The sequence below is a fragment of the Pseudomonas sp. CIP-10 genome (genome assembly GCF_020911845.1).
GTDB lineage: Bacteria > Pseudomonadota > Gammaproteobacteria > Pseudomonadales > Pseudomonadaceae > Aquipseudomonas > Aquipseudomonas alloputida.
The window spans coordinates 1,634,279-1,652,924 of record NZ_CP087160.1 but is presented as its reverse complement, the minus strand read 5'-3'; the positions used below and the strand labels follow the sequence as shown (position 1 = coordinate 1,652,924).

Genomic DNA, 18,646 nt, shown 5'->3' with positions numbered 1-18,646 from the left:
CTTACAAAGCGTTGATCAGGGTGCTGAAGGTTTCTTGCGCCGCCTTGATGATCTGCGAGGACGCCGTGTAGTAATGCTGGAACTTGACCAGACTGGCCGCTTCGTCATCCAGGTTGACCCCGGACACCGCGCTGCGGCTTTCGCTGGCGGACTTGAGCACCGCCTCGGTCGCAGTGCTGTCGATGGACGCCTGGTTCGCCTTGGCACCCACGCGCTCGACCAGCGAGGCGTAGGCCGAAGTGAAGCTGGTACCGCCGCCGGAACCGGTGTTCACCGTCGACTTGGTCTGCAGGTCGAGCAGTGCCGTTGCGTTGCGGTTATCGGCCTTGCCGTCGGCATTGAACGACAGGGTAAAACTGTCATTGGCCGCAGGGCTGCCGCCGATGGTGGTCTCGACGGCAAACGTGCGCGGGTTACCGCTGCCATCCAGAATCGGGTCGCCGGCCGCATCGAGCATCGGTACGGTCACCGACAGTTTGTTGTCGGTACCGGGTACAACGCTGCCGGTACCAATCTGGGTGCCCTTGGCATCGAACAGCTTGTAGCCCTGGGAGCCGCCACTGGCAGCATCGAACACCACGCGCACCGGCATCGAATCGCGAATCGACTGCTGGATCAGCGCGGTATCGGCACCGCCGTAGATGTCCAGCGACTCGCTCAGGGTCGGCTGGGTGATGGTGCCAGTACCGCTGTTGCCACTGCCCGAGGTCGCGCTGACAGGGCCGGCGAAGGCCAGCTTGTTGGCATCGGTCAAGGTCGTGGTAATGCTCCCGGCAGCTGCACGGGTGGGGATGACCTTGAAGCTGTCGCCGGCCGCCAGGCCGCCGCCTTTCAACGCCAGGCTGAAACCATCGATTACCGGTGCCGGGTCGGTATTCAGGTCGAAGCTGCCCATGTCGGTGCCGTCCGAGCGGCGCACACTGTACTGGTTGGCGCTGGTGAACTTCACCTCGTAGTCGTAGGTGGTCAACGCACCGCTGTTGGCGATGGTGACATCCAGATTGCCAGAGCCGGCACTGTTGTTCGACGAGGCCAGGCTGCGCTGGGCAATGGCGGTGGCGCTGTTGATGCTGGAGAACAGCGAGCTGCCGAATTGGCCGTTGGCATCCAGGCCCTGCCCCAGCTGGCTATTGATGCTGTCGGCGACGACCAGGGCAACGCGACCAAGCTCGTTCATCGACGGCGTCAGCACGTCCTGGCGATAACGCAACAGGCCACCAATGGCGCCACCAGACACCACCGAGGTCACGTCCGAGCTGAACGAGTCATAGTTGATGCGCAGGGCAACCTGGCTCTTGTCGGCCACACCCGGCTCCACCGACAAGGTGTTGGCCTTGGTTCCGGTGACCAGCGATTGGCCACTGCCCAGGTACACGTCGTAGTTGCCATCACGCTCCTGCACCGTCACCCCTACCAGCTCGTTGAGCTGGCGCACGGCTTCGCTGCGCGCATCCAGCAGGCTGTTGGGGGTGTTGCCGGAGGCGCTGGCGGCGGTGATCTGCTTGTTGTACTCGGCAATGTTGGCGGTGAGCTTGTTCACCTGGCCGGCCATGGTGTCGAGCTGGGAGTTGATCGTGGCGTTCTGCTGGGTCAGCTGGGTGCTCACCGCGTTGAAACGGTTGCTGAGGGTTTGCGCCTGGGTCAGCAGCAGCTGACGCGAGGCAACGTCACCCGGTTTCGCCGCCGCAGTCTGCAGGGCCGAAAAGAAGGCGGTAAGGACCGAGCTGATGCCGGTGTCACGGTCGGCCAGCAGTTTGTCGACGCTGGTGATCTGATCCTGGAACGTCAGCGAGTCTGCCTGCAACGAGGTGGCCGTCTGCAACTGGTTGTCCAGGTAGGAGCTGTAGATGCGACGCACATCCGCCAGCGTGGTCCCGGTACCCAGGAACCCTGCGCCTATGTTGTGCGAAGGCCCCGCCGCCTGAACCGTCTGCTGGCGCGAGTAGCCACTGGTCGCGGCGTTGGCGATGTTGTTACTGGTTACCGACAAGGCCGCCTGGCTGGCACTCAGGCCACTCAGGCCGATGGAAATCAGGCTCGACATGATTTAGTCCTTTTATAAGTTCGTGGTTCTGCCAGCCATGGCGTATTGCGGGGTTGACTGCATTTGCTGGGCGATGCTGATGATCTTCTTCGCATAGCCCGGGTCGGTCGCATAACCTGCTTTTTGCAGCTCTCTTGCAAACTGCTCAGGGTTATCGGCCGCATCCAGCGCACCTTGATAGCGAGTATTGCTCTGCAGCAAGGTAACGAGATCGTGGAAGCTGTCCTGGTAGGAGTCGTAGCTGCGGAACGCCGCGGTTTCCTTGACGAACTGGCCATCGCGGAATTCGCTGGTGATCGCCCGCGCCTGCTCGCCTTGCCAGTTGCCGGTGGCTTTGATGCCGAACAGGTTGTGGCTGCTGCTGCCGTCGCTGTTGCGCATCACCGACTTGCCCCAACCGGTTTCCAGCGCGGCCTGGGCCACCAGGTAGCGCGGGTCGACACCAATGCGCCTGGCGGCCTGCTCGGCCATTGGCAGCATGGTGGCGACGAAGGCGTCGCTGTCGGTGAAAGCCTTGTTCGGCGCCAGCGGTGGCTGGGCCACGGCACGGCCGACAATGCGCAGGCCGTTGTCCGGCACGGCGAAGGCCTTGGCGACTGGCTGACCGTCACGGGCAGGCACGGCGGCGTTATTGGCAGTTTCCGCCGACGGCACGATACCGGCCAACAGGCGGTCGGTGAGTTTGCTGGGCAGGGCCAGGCGCCGCGCGTTGAGTGCAGCAACGTCATTTCGCGTAGTGGACGAGGCCATGGCATGCGCCGGCTCCGCCACCTTGTTGCCCCACAATGCCGGGCCACTGCTATCGACGCGCGGGAACGGGCTGGTATTGATCGACGCACTGCGGCCCTTGGTCAGCTGGCGCACCAGCACGTCCTGCAAGCCGATGCCGCCACCTTCGCGGGACATGCTCACGGCCAACTGCTGGTCGTACATGTCGCGGTACTGCTTGACCGTTTCGGTGTTCATCGGGTTGTCGTCGGCCAGCACGTCACTGGCCTTGCGCGAGGCCTTGAGCATTTCGCTGATGAACAGCGACTCGAATTCCTGGGCCACCTTGCGCACATTGGCTTCGCTGTCGCGGTCGCCGTGCTTGAGGGCACTCAGGCGGTTGAGGTCGGTATAGGCGCCGCTGTCGGCACTACCGGATACCTGGCTTTTGATATTCATCCGCGCCGTCCTCAGATCACGATCAGGTCGGCCTGCAAGGCGCCGGCCTGCTTCAAGGCTTCGAGGATCGCCATCAGGTCGCCGGGCGCTGCGCCCACCTGGTTCACCGCGCGGACGATTTCATCCAGCGTGGTGCCCGGGCCGAACTTGAACATCGGCTTGGCTTCCTGCTCGGCATTGACCCGCGAGCGTGGCACCACGGCAGTCTGGCCATTGGAGAAGGCACCCGGCTGGCTGACGATCGGGTCTTCGGTGATGGTCACGGTCAGGCTGCCGTGGGTCACCGCCGCCGGCGACACCTTGACGTTCTGGCCGATGACGATGGTGCCGGTACGCGAGTTGATGATGACTTTGGCCACCGCCTGGCCCGGGTCGATTTCGAGGTTTTCGAGGATCGACAGATAATCCACGCGCTGGCTTGGGTCCATCGGCGCGCTGACCCGTACCGAACCACCATCCACGGCCTGGGCCACGCCAGGGCCGAGCAGGTCGTTGACCTTGTCCACGATGCGCTTGGCGGTCGTGAAGTCGGGACGATTGAGGTTCAGGGTCAGGGTATTGCCCTGGTTGAAGCCGCTCGGCACCGCACGCTCGACACTGGCACCACCCGGAATACGACCGGCCGACGGCACGTTGACAGTGATCTTCGAGCCGTCACGACCTTCGGCATCAAAGCCGCCCACGACCAGGTTGCCCTGGGCAATGGCGTAGACATTGCCGTCGATACCCTTGAGCGGGGTCATCAACAGGCTGCCGCCGCGCAGGCTCTTCGAGTTACCGATCGACGACACGGTGATGTCCACCACCTGGCCCGGCTTGGCGAACGGTGGCAGGTCGGCATGCACCGACACTGCGGCAACGTTCTTCAGCTGCACGTTGCCGGAACCGGCCGGCACCTTGATGCCGAATTGCGACAGCATATTGTTGAAGGTTTGCAGGGTGAACGGCGTCTGGGTGGTCTGGTCACCCGTGCCATTGAGGCCCACCACCAGGCCGTAACCAATCAACTGGTTGGAACGTACGCCAGAGATGCTGGCAATGTCCTTCAGGCGCTCGGCCTGGGCAGCGAAGGCGCAGGACAAAAGCAGGGTTGTGGCAATCAGCTGCCTTACGTTGAACATGGTCATCCGTACTCAGAAAGGCCAAAGCGGGCTGATGAAGAAGCGGTCCAGCCACCCGGGCTGGCTGGCATCGGCGAACGAACCGGTACCGGAGTAGGTGATGCGCGCGTCGGCCACACGGGTGGACGGCACGGTGTTGTCGGTGGCGATATCGTCAGCGCGAACCATGCCGGCAATGCGCACCAGCTCTTCGCCGGTGTTCAGGGTCAGCCACTTCTCGCCGCGCACGGCGATGATGCCGTTGGGCAGCACCTCGGCCACGGTGACGGTGATCGAACCGGTCAGCGTGTTGCCCTGGGTGGCTTTGCTGTCGCCCTTGGTCGCGCGATCGCCGCTATAACCGGCCTCCAGCGAAAGGTCACCGCCACCGAACGGATTATTGGTGTTGGGCGTGCTACCAAACAGCGAAGTCAGGCCAATGTCGGTCTTGCTGGTCTTGGCGATCTGCGAGCCCGCGTTCTTGCTGGCGGACGTGCGCTCATTGAGCGTGATGGTGATGATGTCACCCACCCGGAACGCCTTGCGGTCGCTGTACAGGTTCTGCTCGAAACCAGCCTGGTAGATCGAACCGTTGTTGGCCGCTGCCGGCAACGGGGTGCGCGGCAACACCGGCGCATAGTACGGGTCGTTAGGCTTGGGCGTCGGTGCGACGCAACCTGCCAGCAACACCGCCCCCCCCAGGGCGAAAACGGACAACAGACGATTCATGACACTTACCTCACGGGCGCAGCTGAGTGACAGGGCTTAGAGCTGTTGAGTAACGAACGACAGCATCTGGTCGGCCGTGGAAATGACTTTGGAGTTCATCTCATAGGCACGCTGAGTGGTGATCATGTTCACCAGCTCTTCCACGGTGCTGACGTTGGAGTTCTCCAGCGTCTGCTGCAAGGTGGTGCCAAAACCGTTCAGGCCTGGGGTGCCGACCTGCGGTGCACCACTGGCGGCGGTCTCGAGGAACAGGTTGTCGCCGATCGCCTGCAGGCCAGCCGGGTTGATGAAGTCGGCGGTCTGGATGTTGCCGATCACCTGTGCAGCCGGGTTGCCGGCGGTGGTGATCGACACGGTGCCGTCCTGGCCAACGGTGAAGGTCTGGGCGTCGTTAGGCACGACAATGGCAGGTTCCAGGGCGTAGCCGTTGGCGGTGACGATCTGGCCATCGGAGTTCAGGTGGAAGGTGCCGTCACGGGTGTACGACACCGTGCCGTCCGGCTGCAGGACCTGGAAGAAACCGCGGCCGTTGACTGCCATGTCCAACGGGTTTTCGGTGGTTTGCAGGCTGCCGGCGACGAAGCTTTTCTGGGTGCCCACAATACGCACACCGGTACCGACCTGCAGGCCCGAGGGCAGCTCGCTGTCCTGAGTCGACTGGGCGCCAGGCTGGCGCTTGATCTGGTAGAGCAGGTCTGCGAATTCGGCGCGATCACGCTTGAAGCCGGTGGTCGAGACGTTGGCGAGGTTGTTGGAAATGACCGTCAGGTTGGTGTCCTGAGCGGACAGGCCGGTTTTAGCGACCCAAAGAGCCGGAAGCATGTGAGTTCTCCTCGTGCGCCTGTTTTACGGCACCCGTTCAAAAGTGATTAGCCGATTTGCAAAACCCGAGCCATGGCTTCGTCGCCTTCCTTGGCCGTATTCATCATCTTGACGTGCAGTTCGAACTGGCGGGACAGCGCCAGCACCGAGGTCATTTCCTCGACAGCGTTGACATTGCTGCCCTCCAGGAAGCCAGCCACCACCCGCACGTTGACGTCGGCATCGGCCGGCTGACCGGAGGCGGTATGGATCAGGCCGTCCAGGCCCTTTGTCAGGCCTTTGGTGTCCGGGTTGACCAGCTTGATGCGGTCGACCTCGGCCATCACCCGCGGGTCTTCACCCATGGAGCGGATGCTGATGGTACCGTCGGCACCCACTTCCACTTTCTGCTCCGGCGGGATGGCGATCGGGCCACCGTTGCCGATCACCGGCATGCCATTGCCGGCACGCAGCACACCGAGGGCATCGATGTTCAGGCTACCGGTACGCACATAGGCTTCGCTGCCGTCCGGCGCCTGCACGGCGATAAAGCCTTTGCCGGTCACCGCCACGTCAAGGTCGCGGCCAGTTTCGACCAACGGGCCTTCACTGAAGTCGGTGGCCGGGCGCTCGGTCATGGCGAATGCACGCGCCGGAAAGCTGTCACCGAACACCGGCATCGAGCGGGCCTGCTCCAGGTCGCGCTGAAAACCGTTGGTGGAAATGTTCGCCAGGTTGTTGGCGTGGGCCTTCTGCGCCAGCGCATTCTGGCTGGCGCCGGTCATGGCCACATAAAGCAACTTGTCCACAGTTTCTCCTCTGCGCGTAGCTGCCGCGCTGTCACTGGGCAGGTTCCAAGCAATAATTGAACCAAGTCTGAAACACCCGTTTTACGGGGCTTTCAGCGCGGCAAAGGGCAATAACCGTCAGTTTGTCGGCGGATGTTTGCCGCCTGCGGCAAAGGCTTGCTCAATGGGCGCGGCAGGCGGCGTTGTTGTAGGGGCCGGAATGGCGCACCCAGCCTTTGCCCGGGTTGTGGGCCGAACACAGGTAGCGGCCGGTGACCAGGCTTTGCCATTGATAGAACGGGGCGGGGGCGGCGGGGGCCGGCAGAACCAGCACCAGCAAGGGGAACAAGGCCAGTAACGACAGCCGCTTCATTGGCGTGAACCTTCACATTCTTGGGGCCGCGTTGCGGCCCCAATTACAAACACCACAGCCAAAACAATCATCAGGTCATCTGAATGATGGTCTGCATGATGGTGCTTTCAGTGGAAATGGTCTTGGCATTGGCCTGGTAGTTGCTCTGCGCCTTGATCAGGTTGACCAGCTCGCCGGTCAGGTCGACGTTGGAGTCTTCCAGGGCACCACCGGAAATCTGGCCGAGGGTACCGGTGTCCGGAGCGCCGACCACCGGCACGCCCGAGGCATAGGACTCTTTCCAGTTGGTACCGCCAATCGGCGTCAGGCCCTGCAGGTTGGCGAAGCTGGCAATCGCCACCTGGCCGATCACCTTGTCCTTGCCGTTGGTGAAGCTGGCAAACAGGTAGCCGCTCTGGTCGATGCTCAGCCCCGACAGCTCACCGGTGGCGAAGCCATCCTGGGTCTTGGCGATTTCTGCGGACGACGCGTTGTATTGGGTGGCACCCAGCATGTCCAGCTTCACACCGTCCGCGTTGGCGATGGCGCCATTGGCCGACCACTCTCCGGCGGCATTTTTCTGTGCCGGGATCCAGTCGTTGAGCTGGAAGATCTTGTCTTCGCCAATGCTCAGGCCGCCCGCGACGTCACCCGCAGTCATTGCATCCTTGTCCAGCGTACCATCGGACTTGAACGGCACGGCGTTGACCAACGGCGTGGTGGAAGCCGGGTCAGCCGGGTTGCGCCCATCGATAGTGGTGTGCATCGACCAGGTATTGGTCGTGTCGTCCTTGATGAAATACTGATTCATCTGGTGTTCGTTACCCTGGCTGTCGAACACCGGGGTATTGAACGTGAAGTTGTACGAACTGGCGTTGGTGGGATCGAAGGGCGTCACCGACGGGGAGGTCGCGGCCGAGTTCAGGTTGATCTTCTCGGTGATGAGGCTGGTCGGCTTCGGCGTCAGGTTGGAAGTATCGATCTGCAGGTCAGTCAGGATGCCCTGGATGATCTTGCCATCTTCGCCGACCGCATAACCCTGCAGGTTGGCACCCGAAGCATTCACCACATAACCGGCCTTGTCGCTGTAGAAAGCGCCCGCACGGGTGTAGATCTTCGAGCCGTTGTCGTTCAGGGCAAAGAAGCCGTTGCCATCAATGGCCATGTCCAGCGCCTGGCCGGTGGCATTGATATTGCCTGGCGTGAACAACTGCGAAACCGCAGCGGTCTTTACCCCGGTGCCGATCACGGTCTTGCCTGCGCTGGTGCCGCGAATGGAGTTGGAATACTGGTCGGCGAACTCGGCACGCGACGACTTGAAGCCGGTGGTGGCGACGTTGGCAATGTTGTTGCCGGTAACGTTCAGGGCCTTGTTTGCTGCATAGAGGCCGCTAAGGCCGATATTGAAAGACATGTGTAACTCCTGTCGTTTTGCTCAGGCCCTAGATGCCGATGCTTTGGATTTTGGAAAGCGCAACACTGCCCAGCCCGGCCAGGTTGAGCGTCATCTCCGAACCGTTGCTACCCATGGTCACACTGGTTACCGAGGCCGGCAGGTTGGTGGTCATGGCCGTGGCCTTGCCATCGATCGAGGCGGTGGCCTTGAAGGTGTAGGTCCCGGCGGCCGCGACTTCACCGTCATCGTTCAGGCCATCCCAGGTAAAGTCGATGCTGCCAGACTTCTGGGTACCGAGCTCGATGGTGCGCACCAGCTTATCGTCCTTGTCGTAGATCCCCACCGAGGTGGAGGTACTGGACGACGTCAGGTTGACCGAGCCCTTCATGTCCTTGCTGGTATCGACCACGGCCTTGTCGGTCTGGACAATGACATTGCGCCCGACCAGCGAGGAGGCCTGCAAGGCCTGGGAAGATTGCAGCCCGGCCGCGATGTAGGTCACTGCGTCGTTCAACGACTGCATGCTTTCCAGGCTGCTGAACTGCGCCAACTGGGCCACGAACTCGCCGTTTTCCTGCGGGTCGAGCGGGTTCTGGTTCTGCATCTGGGTGACCAGCAACTGCAGGAACGCGTCCTTGCCCAGCGCGCTGCCGGCGGCACCGGTAGAACTGTCAGTCTTGGACGTCTGCTTCTGCAGCGAGGTCAGGTATGCGCTGCCGACGTCTGTAGTGGAATTGGTGGTGGTCATGTCGGCTTCCTATCACTGCCCCAGGGTCAGCACTTTCTGCATCATGTTCTTGGCCGTGTTCATCAGTTCAGCGTTGGTCTGAAACGCGCGGCTGGCGGAGATCATGTCAGCCATCTCCTCGACCACATTGACGTTCGGGTAGTAGACGTAGCCGTCCTTGTTCGCCGCCGGGTGGTTAGGCTCGTAGCGTGCTTCCAGCGTGCTCTGGTCTTCGACGATGCCTTTTACCTGCACGCCCTGCCCTGCCTCGCCCTGGTCTTCGAACAGCGACTGGCTGCTGCCGGCCTGTGCATTCTGGAAAGTGGTGGCGAACACCGGGTGGCGGGCGCGGTACGTCTGGTCGATGCTCGAAGACACGGTCTCGGCGTTGGCGATGTTGGACGCCACGGTGTTCAGACGCGTGTTCTGTGCGCTCATGCCGCTACCGGCAATGTTGAAGACACTGGAAAGGGACATGGTCATTCTCCCCGCAGGGCGGAAACCAGCCCTTTGAATTTACTGTTGAGCAAGGTGAAGCTGGCCTGGAAGCCAATCGCGTTTTCCGTGTAGTTCGATTGCTCGATCTGCGCATCCACGGTGTTCTGGTCGATCGAGGGCTGCAGCGGCGTGCGGTACTTGAGGGTATCGTCAGCCGCGATGGCGAGGCCTTCGGCTTCGATATGCCGGCTGTTGGTACGGTCCATGGCGAAGCGGCCGCCTTGCTGCTTGCTGGTCTCGGCGGCGAGCACCGAAGAAAAGTCCATGTCACGCGCCTTGTAATTGGGCGTGTCGGCGTTGGCGATATTGTTGGCCAACACCTCGGCGCGCTGAGCGCGGAAGCCCAGGGCCTTTTCGTGGATACCAAGCGCCTTGTCGAAACTGATGCTCATGTCGGGGAAACCTTCAGAGGTTGACCGGAATTTCGTTGAGCAAGGTATAGCAAGGGCTGTGCCAACCACTGAAAAGCCCGTGTTTAGGGAGGATTGCGGCGCAGTACTGTCAGGTTGATGCCAGAAAAGCGGCAAAGGCCTTCCGCCTGAGGTGACAAAAGCGGCAATTGATGGGCGGCAAACGCGGCAAAACAAAAAATTGACGTCAGTGTTTTCCTGTGCGGGCCTCTTCGCGGGTAAACCCGCTCCTACACGCGGCCTGTGCCCAACCACCGACCTATGTCCACCCCCGATCCGTCGTAGGAGCGGGTTTACCCGCGAATACGGTAGCGGCAGCAACGGTGAACGGCGGGTGAAGATTGGCCAGCAGGGCCGACCTCTTCGCGGGTAAACCCGGTCCTACGGGGAGCTCGGCAGGAACAGCGGATAGGCAAACAAAAAGACCGGCATCTCTCGATACCGGCCTTCGTGCTTACTTGGCCTGGTAGATGATCCCCGGGCTGCACTGCACCATCTGGTAATGGTCCGGCAAGCCGTTCAGCGCTTCCGAGGCGCCGAGGAACAGGTAGCCACCTGGCTTGAGGGTACTGTGAATGCGCAGCAGGATGTCCTTCTTCACCTGCGCCGAGAAATAGATCAGCACATTGCGGCAGAACACGATGTCGAACTTGCCCAGACTGGCATAGCTGTCGAGCAGGTTGAACGAGCGAAACTCGACACGGCTGCGAATCGCTGGCTTGACCGCCCAACGCCCCGGCCCCTTGGGGTCGAAGTAGCGCTGCAGGCGCTCCTGGGACAGGCCGCGGGCAATCGCCAGGCTATCGTATTCGCCGGTCTTGCAGTTGGTCAGCATGGTGCCGGAGAGGTCGGTGGCGACGATCTGCGCCCCCATCTTCAACTGGCCGAGGTTGCTGCGCTCGAACTCGTCGATCGCCATCGAGATGGAATACGGCTCCTGCCCCGACGAACAGGCCGCCGACCACATGCGCAGGCGCTGGCCGGGGTTGCTGCGGATGAACTCGGGGATCACCTTGTTCTTCAACACCTCAAAGGGGTAGGTGTCGCGAAACCACAGGGTCTCGTTGGTGGTCATGGCATCGACCACCTGCTCGCGCAAACCACCGCGCGGCTGGGCCTGAATGCGCTGCACCAGCTCACCCAGGCTCTTGATGCCCTGTTGTTCCATCAGCTTGTTGAGACGGCTGGAAACCAGGTACTGCTTATTCTCGCCCAGCAGGATGCCACAGGCTTTCTCCAGGAAGACCCGGAACTGTTCGAAATCCAAATTACCCGTAGACACTACTGCCGCCTCTTTTCAATCACTGGTGCCGGGGGCATGCCCCCGGCTGCTTCAATGCGCTGCCTTGATCCGGTCGACCACCCGTTGGGCCAGGTCGTCCGGCTTGAACTTGGCCAGGAAGTCATCGGCGCCGACCTTCTTGACCATTGCCTGGTTGAACACCCCGGAAAGCGAAGTATGCAGGCAGATGTGCAATTTTTGCATGCGCGGATCGCTGCGAATCTCCGCGGTCAGCGTATATCCGTCCATTTCCGGCATTTCAATGTCCGAGATCATCATCAGGAACTCTTCTTCCGGCTTTTTGCCCTCATCCACCAGCTGACGCAGGTAGTTCAGTGCCTGACGGCCATCATTGAGCGCCACCACCTCGACCCCAACGGTCTGCAAGCAACGGCTGACCTGCTTGCGCGCCACTGACGAGTCGTCGACGGTCAGCACCCGCATCAACACCGCCTTGTCCTGCACTTCGGCATCGATCACACCGGCCGATACCGACTCGGACGACGGCGACACTTCGGCCAGCACCTTCTCCACGTCGATGATCTCGACCATGCGGTTGTCCACCCGGGTGACCGCGGTGAGGTAGTGATCACGGCCAGTACCCTTGGGTGGCGGATGGATCTCTTCCCAGTTCATGTTGACGATGCGCTCCACCGAATGCACCAGGAAGCCTTGGGTCTTGGTGTTGTACTCGGTGATGATCACGAAGCTGTTGCGTGTGTCTTCCTGCAGCGGTCGCAACCCGGTGGCCATCGACAAGTCGAGGATCGGGATGGTCGACCCACGAATATTGGCAACGCCACGCACCACAGGGTGCGCCTTGGGCAGCAGGGTCAGCGCAGGGCATTGCAGTACTTCCCTGACCTTGAACACATTGATGCCGTAAAGCTGTTCGCCATTGAGGCGGAACAGCAGCAATTCCAGGCGATTCTGCCCCACCAGCTGCGTGCGCTGGTTGACCGAATCCATAACACCCGCCATGCCAGACTCCTTAACGTTTCAGCCTTTCGTTGCAACTCAGGTAGCGAGTCGGCACGGGCTTTGCTTTTTTGAGTGTCATGCACACGAAAACGACATTTTCCCGACGATTGACACGCCTGCTGACTGGCCCGCTGGCCACGCTGTGCCTGCTGATGCCCGGCGTTCGCACGGTGGCGAACGCGTTCACCTTGCCTGAACAGCTTATCGGTGTCACCCAAGGGTTTCTTGAATTCACCGTTGAAGATTATCTGTCCACTACCCAGACCGCCGGCCGCTATGAAATCCAGGTCAACCCGCTGGACCCACGCCTGCGCATGCCGTTGTGCAGCCAGCAGCTGGACGCCTCACTGGAAAGCCCGGCCCAGCCGCTGGGCCGGGTGACGGTACGGGTACGTTGCAACGGCGCAGCACCGTGGACGGTATTTGTGCCGGCCACCGTGCGACTTTTCCGCGACGTGGTGGTGGTGACCCGCCCGCTCAAGCGCGACAACACGGTCGGCGAAGGTGACGTGGCCCTGCGCGAGCGCGATGTCGGCACCCTGGGCCAGGGCTTTCTGACCGAGCTGGACCAGGCGGTGGGCATGAAGATGCTGCGCCCCACGGTGATCGACCAGGTGCTCACCCCGCAACACCTGGAACAGGCCGAGGTAGTGCGCAAGGGTGACCAGGTGGTGATCATTGCCCGCAGTGGCAGCCTGAGTGTGCGCATGCCGGGCGAAGCCCTGAGCAAGGGCGGCCTGAGCGAGCAGATCCGGGTACGCAACCTCAATTCAAAACGCGTGGTCAAGGCCAGGGTGACCGGCCCGGGCCAAGTCGAGGTCAGTATGTAGGCCAGCCACCAGATTGCGCTGGCAGTGAGGAACCGCTTTTCCTAAACTGTGTCAGAACACGGGTTCGCGGGCTTGCCGACAGGCGGCAATGCATTTGTGCCTAAAGTTTATATCGGGTTGGCCGAAAACAAGGCAAGCGTCCAAATACCCAGAGGTTTCTGATCATGGTCATCGACTTCAGTCGTTTGAATAACTCTCCGTCCGTCACGGGCGGCGTGCGCGGCAACACCGCGTCCGGCAGCGCCGAAAAACCGGCAGCCAGCCAGGAAGCGGTGAAAGACACCAGCGCCAGCGGAGAGGCGGTACACCTCAGCCAGGAGGCACAGCAGTTGCAGAAAATCAGCGACAAGCTGCGCGACGAGCCCGTGGTCAACAGCGCCCGTGTGGCCCAGTTGAAGCAGGCAATCGCCGACGGCAGCTACCAGGTCGATGCCGGCCGGGTCGCCAGCAAACTGCTTGATTTCGAAGCCCAGCGCTGACCGTACGGCGCGCTGACTTCACGGACGCCAGAAAAGCCAAGAGTTAGCCATGCACGACACCACCTTGCTGCAACTGATCGAAGATGACATTGCCCCGATGCAGGAACTGCTCGACCTTCTGCACAAGGAAGCAATCGCCCTGCATGGCCGCGACATGCCGCTGCTGGAGCAAATCCTGGCGCGTAAGCAGTCGTTGATCATCTTGCTCGAGCAGCACGGCCAGCGCCGCAGCCAATTGCTCGGCAGCCTGGGCCTGAGTGCCGACCGCACCGGCGTGCAGGCTGTAGCCGCGCAGTCACCCCATGGTGATGTGATGCTGCAGCGGCTCGACATGTTGTCGCAACTGATGGACGAGTGCCAGCAGGTCAACCAGACCAATGGCCGGATCATCCAGGTGCAGCAACACGTCACCAACAACCAGATTCGCATCCTTCAGGGCGGCGACTCGCCTTCGCTCTACGACAGCCGTGGCAGCACCTCGCCGCTGGCCAAGCCGCGCGCGCTCAGCCAAGTGTGATTTTTCTATCAAGGCACAGAACATAGTGGCAAAATGCCGTTACTTGCGTGTGTCGCTTTTGCCTGGAGAACGATAAGCTGTGTTCAATGAATCCGATGCCCCGCAACCACCCAAGGTGTTGAGCACCCCCTTGGAGATTGCGGCCAACTTGCGGCAGCTGCAGGAAAGCCACGACCCCCTGATCATCACCTTCCACGACCGCAGCCAGCGCTTCCAGAGCTATGTGGTGCACGTGGACCGCGAAAGCAACACCCTGGCACTGGATGAGATGATCCCCCGTGACGGCGAGAAATTCATTGAGAACGGCGAGCACTTCCGTGTCGAAGGCTTCCACGATGGTGTACGCATCGCCTGGGAATGCGATCACACGCTGAAAATCAGCGAAGTCGACGGCCACCGTTGCTACAGCGGCGCCCTGCCGCAAGAGATGACCTATCACCAGCGCCGCAACGCCTTCCGCGCCGCGCTGAAGCTATCGCAGCTGGTCGACATCATCCTCGACGGTGCTCACCTGAAGGGCAACGGCGCCATGCGAGGCAAGCTGCTGGATATCTCGGCCACTGGCTGCAAACTGCGCTTTGAAGGCAATGTCGAAGACCGTTTGCAACTGGGCCAGGTGTATGAGCGTTTCAAGGCGGGCAACCCACTGGGCCTGGTGGACACCATGGTCGAGCTGCGTCATCTGCACTATGAAGAGCGCATCAACACCACCTTTGCCGGCGTACGCTTCCACAACCTGAGCGGGCAGGCTCAACGCAAGATCGAGAGTTTTGTGTACCAGCTGCAGCGTGAGGCGCGGCGGTTCGACAAGGACGATTATTGATCGTCGGTCGGTAAAACAGAAAACGCCACCTGCTGAGGTGGCGTTTTCATTTGTGTTTCTGCTGGGCTGGCCTCTTCGCGGGTAAACCCGCTCCTACACCGACTTGCTGACCTCTTCAGGTTCAGGCGCCTGTTGCTGCGCGCCCTTCTCTTCATCCTCGGTGTCTTCAGCCGCCACCGGCGCCTGCATCACGTCCTGCACCGTCTGCTCATCCACCCGCGGGTCCAGCGCCGCCGACAACGGCGAACCGGCCGCCGGCATCGCCACGTGGCCCAGCGGTGCGTCCTGCACCTGATGCAGGCCGGTAACCGCTTTCGGCCGAATACGCCAGACCAGCACCAGGGCAAAGAATACGAAGAAGGCATACAGCATCTGCGCGCCCAGCACTTTCATCAGAACCCCAGCCGCCAGGGGGCCGACGCATGCGCCCACACCGTAGGTCACCAACAGCATCGCCGTCAGCGATACCCGGCGCTCGCTTTCCACGTGGTCATTGGAAAAGGCAACCGCCAGCGGGTACAGGCAAAACTGCAGCAACGAGATCAGGAAGCCGATACCGAACAGCAACTCCAGCGGCACACTGGGCAGTATCGCCAATGGCGCAGCAGCCAGCGCCAGCCCCACTGCCACACTCCGAATCAGCACCGCCCGGTCATAACGGTCAGACAACCAGCCCAGCGGCCACTGCACCAGCAGGCCGGCAAAAATGCAGCTACCCATGAACAGACCAATCTGCTCGGTACTCATCCCCTGGCTTGACGCATATAAAGGCGCCAGACCGTAGAACGAGCCGACAATCAGCCCCGAGCCCAAAACCGTACTGAGCGACTGCGGCACGCGCTTGATGAAGAACTTCGGCTCCATCGGTGCCGGGCGCAAGGGCGCCGGGTGAATACGCCGGGTCATCGCCACGGGCACCAGGCACAGGGCAAAGCACATCGCCACCAGCATCAGCAACTCAGGGCCGAGCTGCGGGTGCACCACCAGAATCAACTGGCCAAGCACCAGCCCCAGGTACGAGGCAATCATGTAGCCGCTGAACACCGCGCCCCGGTGTTTCACATCGGCCTGCTCATTGAGCCAGCTCTCGATGACCATGTATTGGCACATCATCCCCAGGCCGACGATCATGCGCAGCCCGACCCAGGCCGGCAGCCAACTGGTCAGGCCATGACCGAGCACCGCAGCGCCGACGATACCGGCACAGGTGGCATAGGCGCGTATGTGCCCTACCCGTCCTATCAGCCGGTGGCCAACCTTGCCGCCAACCGCCAGACCAAAGTAGTTGGCCGCCATCAACGCACCCACCCACAGGCTGTCGACGTGGTCGGCAGCCAGGCGCAGGGCCAGGTAGGTGCTGAGCAGGCCCGAGCCGATCAACATCATCAGCGCGGCGAAATACAACGACTGAAACGGCTTCCATACATTTCGCATACGTCCCGTGGAGCTCCCTGGTCAGGTGGCAGTTTTGGGTGCTAGCAGCATAAAGGCAAAAACCGCCTGGCGCAGGCCCCCGACAGCTATTTGGCACTGCGGGGGCGTGCCCGGTGCAGGTTGTGTCGCGCTCAGGCCTGTGCCGCCAGGACCCGGCGCTCCCACGGCGTGATCTCGTCGAAGAAATCGCTCAGCTCAAGGGTCTTGCTGGCAATGTAGCCTTCGATGAACTCGCTGCCGAACAGTTCCCGCGCCAGCGTGCCGCGCTTGAGCCTTTCAAGGGCCGCGTGCAGCGTGCACGGCAGGCTCAGGTGCTCGGGCACTTCGAATTCGCCCTGGATGGCCGGCGATGGCTGCAAGCGCTGCTCGATGCCATGCAGCCCGGCGGCCAGGCTGGCAGCAATGGCCAGGTACGGGTTGGCATCGGCGCCAGGCAGGCGGTTCTCCACCCGTCGGGCGACCGGTGCACTGGCCGGAATGCGCAAGCCAGCAGCGCGATTGTCCTCGGACCAGCACGCATTGTTCGGCGAGGCATAGGGGTGGCACAGGCGCTGGTAGGAATTGACGTTGGGCGCGAACAGGGCGGTGAAGTCGGCCATGCACGCCTGCAACCCACCGATGAAGTGGTGGAAGGTGTCTGTCGGCAGGCCCTGCTCGTCACTGAACACGTTACGCCCGCTGCCGGCCTCGACCAGGCTCTGGTGAATGTGCATGGAACTGCCGGGCGTACGCGCCAGCGGCTTGGCCATGCAGACTACGGTCAGCCCGTGCTTGAGCGCCACTTCCTTGAGCAGGTGCTTGAACAGGAAGGTCTGGTCGGCCAACAGCAGCGGGTCGCCGTGCAGCAGGTTGATCTCGAACTGGCTGACACCCATTTCGTGCATGAAGGTGTCACGTGGCAGGCCGAGCGCGGCCATGCAGTGGTACACCTCCTTGAAGAACGGGCGCAGGCCATTGTTGGAACTGACACTGAACGCCGAATGGCCCAGCTCGCGGCGGCCATCGCTGCCTACAGGCGGCAGGAACGGTTGCTGCGGGTCGGTGTTGGGGGCAAAGACGAAGAACTCCAGCTCGGTTGCCACTACCGGCGCCAGGCCCAGTGCCGCATAGCGGGCTATCACGGCCTTCAGCTGGCCCCGGGTGGACAGTGCCGAGGGCCGGCCATCCAGCTCGTTGGCATCGCAGATGGCCAAGGCGCGGCCGTCCTTGCTCCAGGGCAGGCGGTGGACCTGACTGGGTTCGGCCACCAGTGCCAGGTCGCCGTCATCACTGCCGTAGAATTTCGCCGCTGGGTAGCCGCCCATAATGCACTGCAGCAGCACACCCCGGGCCATCTGCAGGCGACGGCCTTCGAGGAAGCCGTCGGCGGTCATCACCTTGCCGCGCGGGACGCCGTTGAGGTCGGGGGTGACGCATTCGATTTCATCGATGCCCTGGAGCTGAGCGGTGCTCATGACGCTTGTCCTTGTTGTTGTAGGCTGACAACAACATAGGCTGCGGGTGTTTAAAATATCAAGCAGCCTATATAGGTGCCTGTGTCGGCCTCTTCGCGGGTGACCCCGCGCCTACAGGTGGGGGCGACCCGTGTAGGAGCGGGTTCACCCGCGAAGAGGCCGGCACAGCCCCCCCCTACTCTCGCAAGGTCATGCCATTGGCCGGCAACGGCAACGCCGTCTTGTAGCGCACCTGCTTCAGGGCAAAACTCGAACGAATATTGGCCACCCCCGGCAAGCGCGTCAGGTAATCGAGAAACCGCTCCAGCGCCTGGATGCTCGGCAGCAGCACCCGCAACAGGTAATCCGGGTCCCCGGTCATCAGGTAGCACTCCATCACCTCGGGCCGCTCGGCGATCTCTTCTTCAAACCGATGCAACGACTGCTCCACCTGTTTTTCCAGGCTGACATGGATAAACACATTCACATCCAGCCCCAGCACCTCAGGCGACAGCAAGGTCACCTGCTGGCGGATCACCCCCAGCTCTTCCATGGCCCGCACCCGGTTGAAACAAGGCGTGGGCGACAGGTTCACCGAGCGTGCCAGCTCGGCATTGGTGATGCGGGCGTTCTCTTGCAGGCTGTTGAGAATGCCGATATCGGTACGATCGAGTTTGCGCATAAGACAAAATCACCGGTTTTTTGTGTTTATGCGGAATGTTTATCTGCCCCGCTCAGCAAAGGCAATCAACTTGAGAGAAAAATTCTCCTGCCGGGCCACTAAGATGTAGGTGACGCTGACTTACCAGTCACAAGCCGGTACTCAGCGGCGGCCGCTTCAGAGCTCACAAAAAC

The 18,646-nt window shown here is 61.7% G+C and carries 20 protein-coding genes; 4 read left to right on the top strand and 16 right to left on the bottom strand.

Going from position 1 to position 18,646, the window contains the following annotated elements; all coding sequences use genetic code 11:
• Position 1 precedes the first annotated feature (1 nt).
• From flgK to LMH93_RS07450, 13 genes are all read right to left on the bottom strand, one after another.
• Positions 2–2,044 carry a flagellar hook-associated protein FlgK gene (flgK, locus tag LMH93_RS07510; protein WP_182374776.1) on the bottom strand — a complete coding sequence of 681 codons (2,043 nt, stop codon included), beginning with the start codon at positions 2,042–2,044 and terminating at the stop codon, positions 2–4.
• Positions 2,045–2,056: 12 nt separating this feature from the next.
• Positions 2,057–3,211, bottom strand: a complete 1,155-nt coding sequence (flgJ, locus tag LMH93_RS07505; RefSeq protein ID WP_230064960.1) for a flagellar assembly peptidoglycan hydrolase FlgJ — start codon at positions 3,209–3,211, stop codon at positions 2,057–2,059.
• Positions 3,212–3,222: 11 nt separating this feature from the next.
• The gene (locus tag LMH93_RS07500; protein ID WP_004575771.1) at positions 3,223–4,332 is read right to left on the bottom strand and encodes a flagellar basal body P-ring protein FlgI; all 1,110 of its coding nucleotides are present in this window, start codon (positions 4,330–4,332) and stop codon (positions 3,223–3,225) included.
• 12 nt (positions 4,333–4,344) lie between these two features.
• A complete protein-coding gene (gene flgH / locus LMH93_RS07495; RefSeq protein WP_003254461.1) occupies positions 4,345–5,040 on the bottom strand; it encodes a flagellar basal body L-ring protein FlgH in 696 nt (231 codons plus the stop codon).
• A gap of 36 nt (positions 5,041–5,076) precedes the next feature.
• A complete protein-coding gene (flgG, locus tag LMH93_RS07490) occupies positions 5,077–5,862 on the bottom strand; it encodes a flagellar basal-body rod protein FlgG (RefSeq protein ID WP_003254462.1) in 786 nt (261 codons plus the stop codon).
• Positions 5,863–5,909: 47 nt separating this feature from the next.
• Positions 5,910–6,650 (bottom strand): flagellar basal-body rod protein FlgF, encoded by a 741-nt coding sequence (gene flgF, locus LMH93_RS07485; RefSeq protein WP_003254463.1) that lies wholly within the window; start codon positions 6,648–6,650, stop codon positions 5,910–5,912.
• 160 nt (positions 6,651–6,810) lie between these two features.
• Positions 6,811–7,002, bottom strand: a complete 192-nt coding sequence (locus tag LMH93_RS07480; RefSeq protein ID WP_003254464.1) for a hypothetical protein — start codon at positions 7,000–7,002, stop codon at positions 6,811–6,813.
• Between the two features lie 70 nt (positions 7,003–7,072).
• Entirely contained in the window at positions 7,073–8,395 is a 1,323-nt protein-coding gene (gene flgE, locus LMH93_RS07475) for a flagellar hook protein FlgE (RefSeq protein ID WP_064614947.1), read from the bottom strand.
• Between the two features lie 28 nt (positions 8,396–8,423).
• Positions 8,424–9,125, bottom strand: a complete 702-nt coding sequence (gene flgD, locus LMH93_RS07470; protein WP_003254468.1) for a flagellar hook assembly protein FlgD — start codon at positions 9,123–9,125, stop codon at positions 8,424–8,426.
• 12 nt (positions 9,126–9,137) lie between these two features.
• Complete coding sequence (gene flgC / locus LMH93_RS07465) at positions 9,138–9,581, bottom strand: flagellar basal body rod protein FlgC (protein ID WP_003254469.1); 444 nt, start codon at positions 9,579–9,581, stop codon at positions 9,138–9,140.
• A gap of 2 nt (positions 9,582–9,583) precedes the next feature.
• Positions 9,584–9,994 carry a flagellar basal body rod protein FlgB gene (gene flgB / locus LMH93_RS07460; RefSeq protein WP_012051595.1) on the bottom strand — a complete coding sequence of 137 codons (411 nt, stop codon included), beginning with the start codon at positions 9,992–9,994 and terminating at the stop codon, positions 9,584–9,586.
• Positions 9,995–10,466: 472 nt separating this feature from the next.
• Entirely contained in the window at positions 10,467–11,294 is an 828-nt protein-coding gene (cheR, locus tag LMH93_RS07455) for a protein-glutamate O-methyltransferase CheR (protein WP_003254473.1), read from the bottom strand.
• 51 nt (positions 11,295–11,345) lie between these two features.
• A complete protein-coding gene (locus LMH93_RS07450; protein WP_003254476.1) occupies positions 11,346–12,275 on the bottom strand; it encodes a chemotaxis protein CheV in 930 nt (309 codons plus the stop codon).
• A 77-nt stretch (positions 12,276–12,352) separates the two neighbouring features.
• On the opposite strand from LMH93_RS07450, the gene flgA reads away from it, so the two are divergent.
• The 4 genes from flgA (at position 12,353) to LMH93_RS07430 (ending at position 14,924) form a co-directional block, all read left to right on the top strand.
• Complete coding sequence (gene flgA / locus LMH93_RS07445; RefSeq protein WP_003254477.1) at positions 12,353–13,105, top strand: flagellar basal body P-ring formation chaperone FlgA; 753 nt, start codon at positions 12,353–12,355, stop codon at positions 13,103–13,105.
• Between the two features lie 164 nt (positions 13,106–13,269).
• Positions 13,270–13,584, top strand: a complete 315-nt coding sequence (flgM, locus tag LMH93_RS07440; RefSeq protein WP_003254479.1) for a flagellar biosynthesis anti-sigma factor FlgM — start codon at positions 13,270–13,272, stop codon at positions 13,582–13,584.
• A 49-nt stretch (positions 13,585–13,633) separates the two neighbouring features.
• Positions 13,634–14,101 carry a flagella synthesis protein FlgN gene (locus LMH93_RS07435; RefSeq protein ID WP_003254480.1) on the top strand — a complete coding sequence of 156 codons (468 nt, stop codon included), beginning with the start codon at positions 13,634–13,636 and terminating at the stop codon, positions 14,099–14,101.
• A gap of 79 nt (positions 14,102–14,180) precedes the next feature.
• Positions 14,181–14,924: a flagellar brake protein gene (locus tag LMH93_RS07430; protein WP_003254481.1), complete on the top strand. Its 744-nt coding sequence runs from the start codon at positions 14,181–14,183 to the stop codon at positions 14,922–14,924.
• Positions 14,925–15,017: 93 nt separating this feature from the next.
• Here LMH93_RS07430 and LMH93_RS07425 read toward each other — a convergent pair whose 3' ends face one another.
• The 3 genes from LMH93_RS07425 to bkdR all read right to left on the bottom strand — a co-directional run bounded on the left by LMH93_RS07425 (position 15,018) and on the right by bkdR (position 18,473).
• On the bottom strand, positions 15,018–16,358 hold the full coding sequence (locus tag LMH93_RS07425) for an MFS transporter (protein ID WP_064614948.1): 1,341 nt from the start codon (positions 16,356–16,358) through the stop codon (positions 15,018–15,020).
• A 131-nt stretch (positions 16,359–16,489) separates the two neighbouring features.
• The gene (locus LMH93_RS07420) at positions 16,490–17,731 is read right to left on the bottom strand and encodes a glutamine synthetase family protein (RefSeq protein ID WP_230065349.1); all 1,242 of its coding nucleotides are present in this window, start codon (positions 17,729–17,731) and stop codon (positions 16,490–16,492) included.
• A 256-nt stretch (positions 17,732–17,987) separates the two neighbouring features.
• On the bottom strand, positions 17,988–18,473 hold the full coding sequence (gene bkdR, locus LMH93_RS07415) for a Bkd operon transcriptional regulator BkdR (RefSeq protein WP_003254485.1): 486 nt from the start codon (positions 18,471–18,473) through the stop codon (positions 17,988–17,990).
• Positions 18,474–18,646 lie beyond the last annotated feature (173 nt).

Excerpts from the sequence above, each read along its gene's own strand:
- flgK (WP_182374776.1), bottom strand. The coding sequence starts at position 2,044 with ATGTCGAGCCTGATTTCCATCGGCCTGAGTGGCCTGAGTGCCAGCCAG.
- flgJ (WP_230064960.1), bottom strand. The coding sequence starts at position 3,211 with ATGAATATCAAAAGCCAGGTATCCGGTAGTGCCGACAGCGGCGCCTAT.
- LMH93_RS07500 (WP_004575771.1), bottom strand. The coding sequence starts at position 4,332 with ATGTTCAACGTAAGGCAGCTGATTGCCACAACCCTGCTTTTGTCCTGC.
- flgH (WP_003254461.1), bottom strand. The coding sequence starts at position 5,040 with ATGAATCGTCTGTTGTCCGTTTTCGCCCTGGGGGGGGCGGTGTTGCTG.
- flgG (WP_003254462.1), bottom strand. The coding sequence starts at position 5,862 with ATGCTTCCGGCTCTTTGGGTCGCTAAAACCGGCCTGTCCGCTCAGGAC.
- LMH93_RS07480 (WP_003254464.1), bottom strand. The coding sequence starts at position 7,002 with ATGAAGCGGCTGTCGTTACTGGCCTTGTTCCCCTTGCTGGTGCTGGTT.
- flgE (WP_064614947.1), bottom strand. The coding sequence starts at position 8,395 with ATGTCTTTCAATATCGGCCTTAGCGGCCTCTATGCAGCAAACAAGGCC.
- flgD (WP_003254468.1), bottom strand. The coding sequence starts at position 9,125 with ATGACCACCACCAATTCCACTACAGACGTCGGCAGCGCATACCTGACC.
- flgC (WP_003254469.1), bottom strand. The coding sequence starts at position 9,581 with ATGTCCCTTTCCAGTGTCTTCAACATTGCCGGTAGCGGCATGAGCGCA.
- flgB (WP_012051595.1), bottom strand. The coding sequence starts at position 9,994 with ATGAGCATCAGTTTCGACAAGGCGCTTGGTATCCACGAAAAGGCCCTG.
- LMH93_RS07450 (WP_003254476.1), bottom strand. The coding sequence starts at position 12,275 with ATGGCGGGTGTTATGGATTCGGTCAACCAGCGCACGCAGCTGGTGGGG.
- flgA (WP_003254477.1), top strand. The coding sequence starts at position 12,353 with ATGCACACGAAAACGACATTTTCCCGACGATTGACACGCCTGCTGACT.
- flgM (WP_003254479.1), top strand. The coding sequence starts at position 13,270 with ATGGTCATCGACTTCAGTCGTTTGAATAACTCTCCGTCCGTCACGGGC.
- LMH93_RS07435 (WP_003254480.1), top strand. The coding sequence starts at position 13,634 with ATGCACGACACCACCTTGCTGCAACTGATCGAAGATGACATTGCCCCG.
- LMH93_RS07425 (WP_064614948.1), bottom strand. The coding sequence starts at position 16,358 with ATGCGAAATGTATGGAAGCCGTTTCAGTCGTTGTATTTCGCCGCGCTG.
- LMH93_RS07420 (WP_230065349.1), bottom strand. The coding sequence starts at position 17,731 with ATGACCGCCGACGGCTTCCTCGAAGGCCGTCGCCTGCAGATGGCCCGG.
- bkdR (WP_003254485.1), bottom strand. The coding sequence starts at position 18,473 with ATGCGCAAACTCGATCGTACCGATATCGGCATTCTCAACAGCCTGCAA.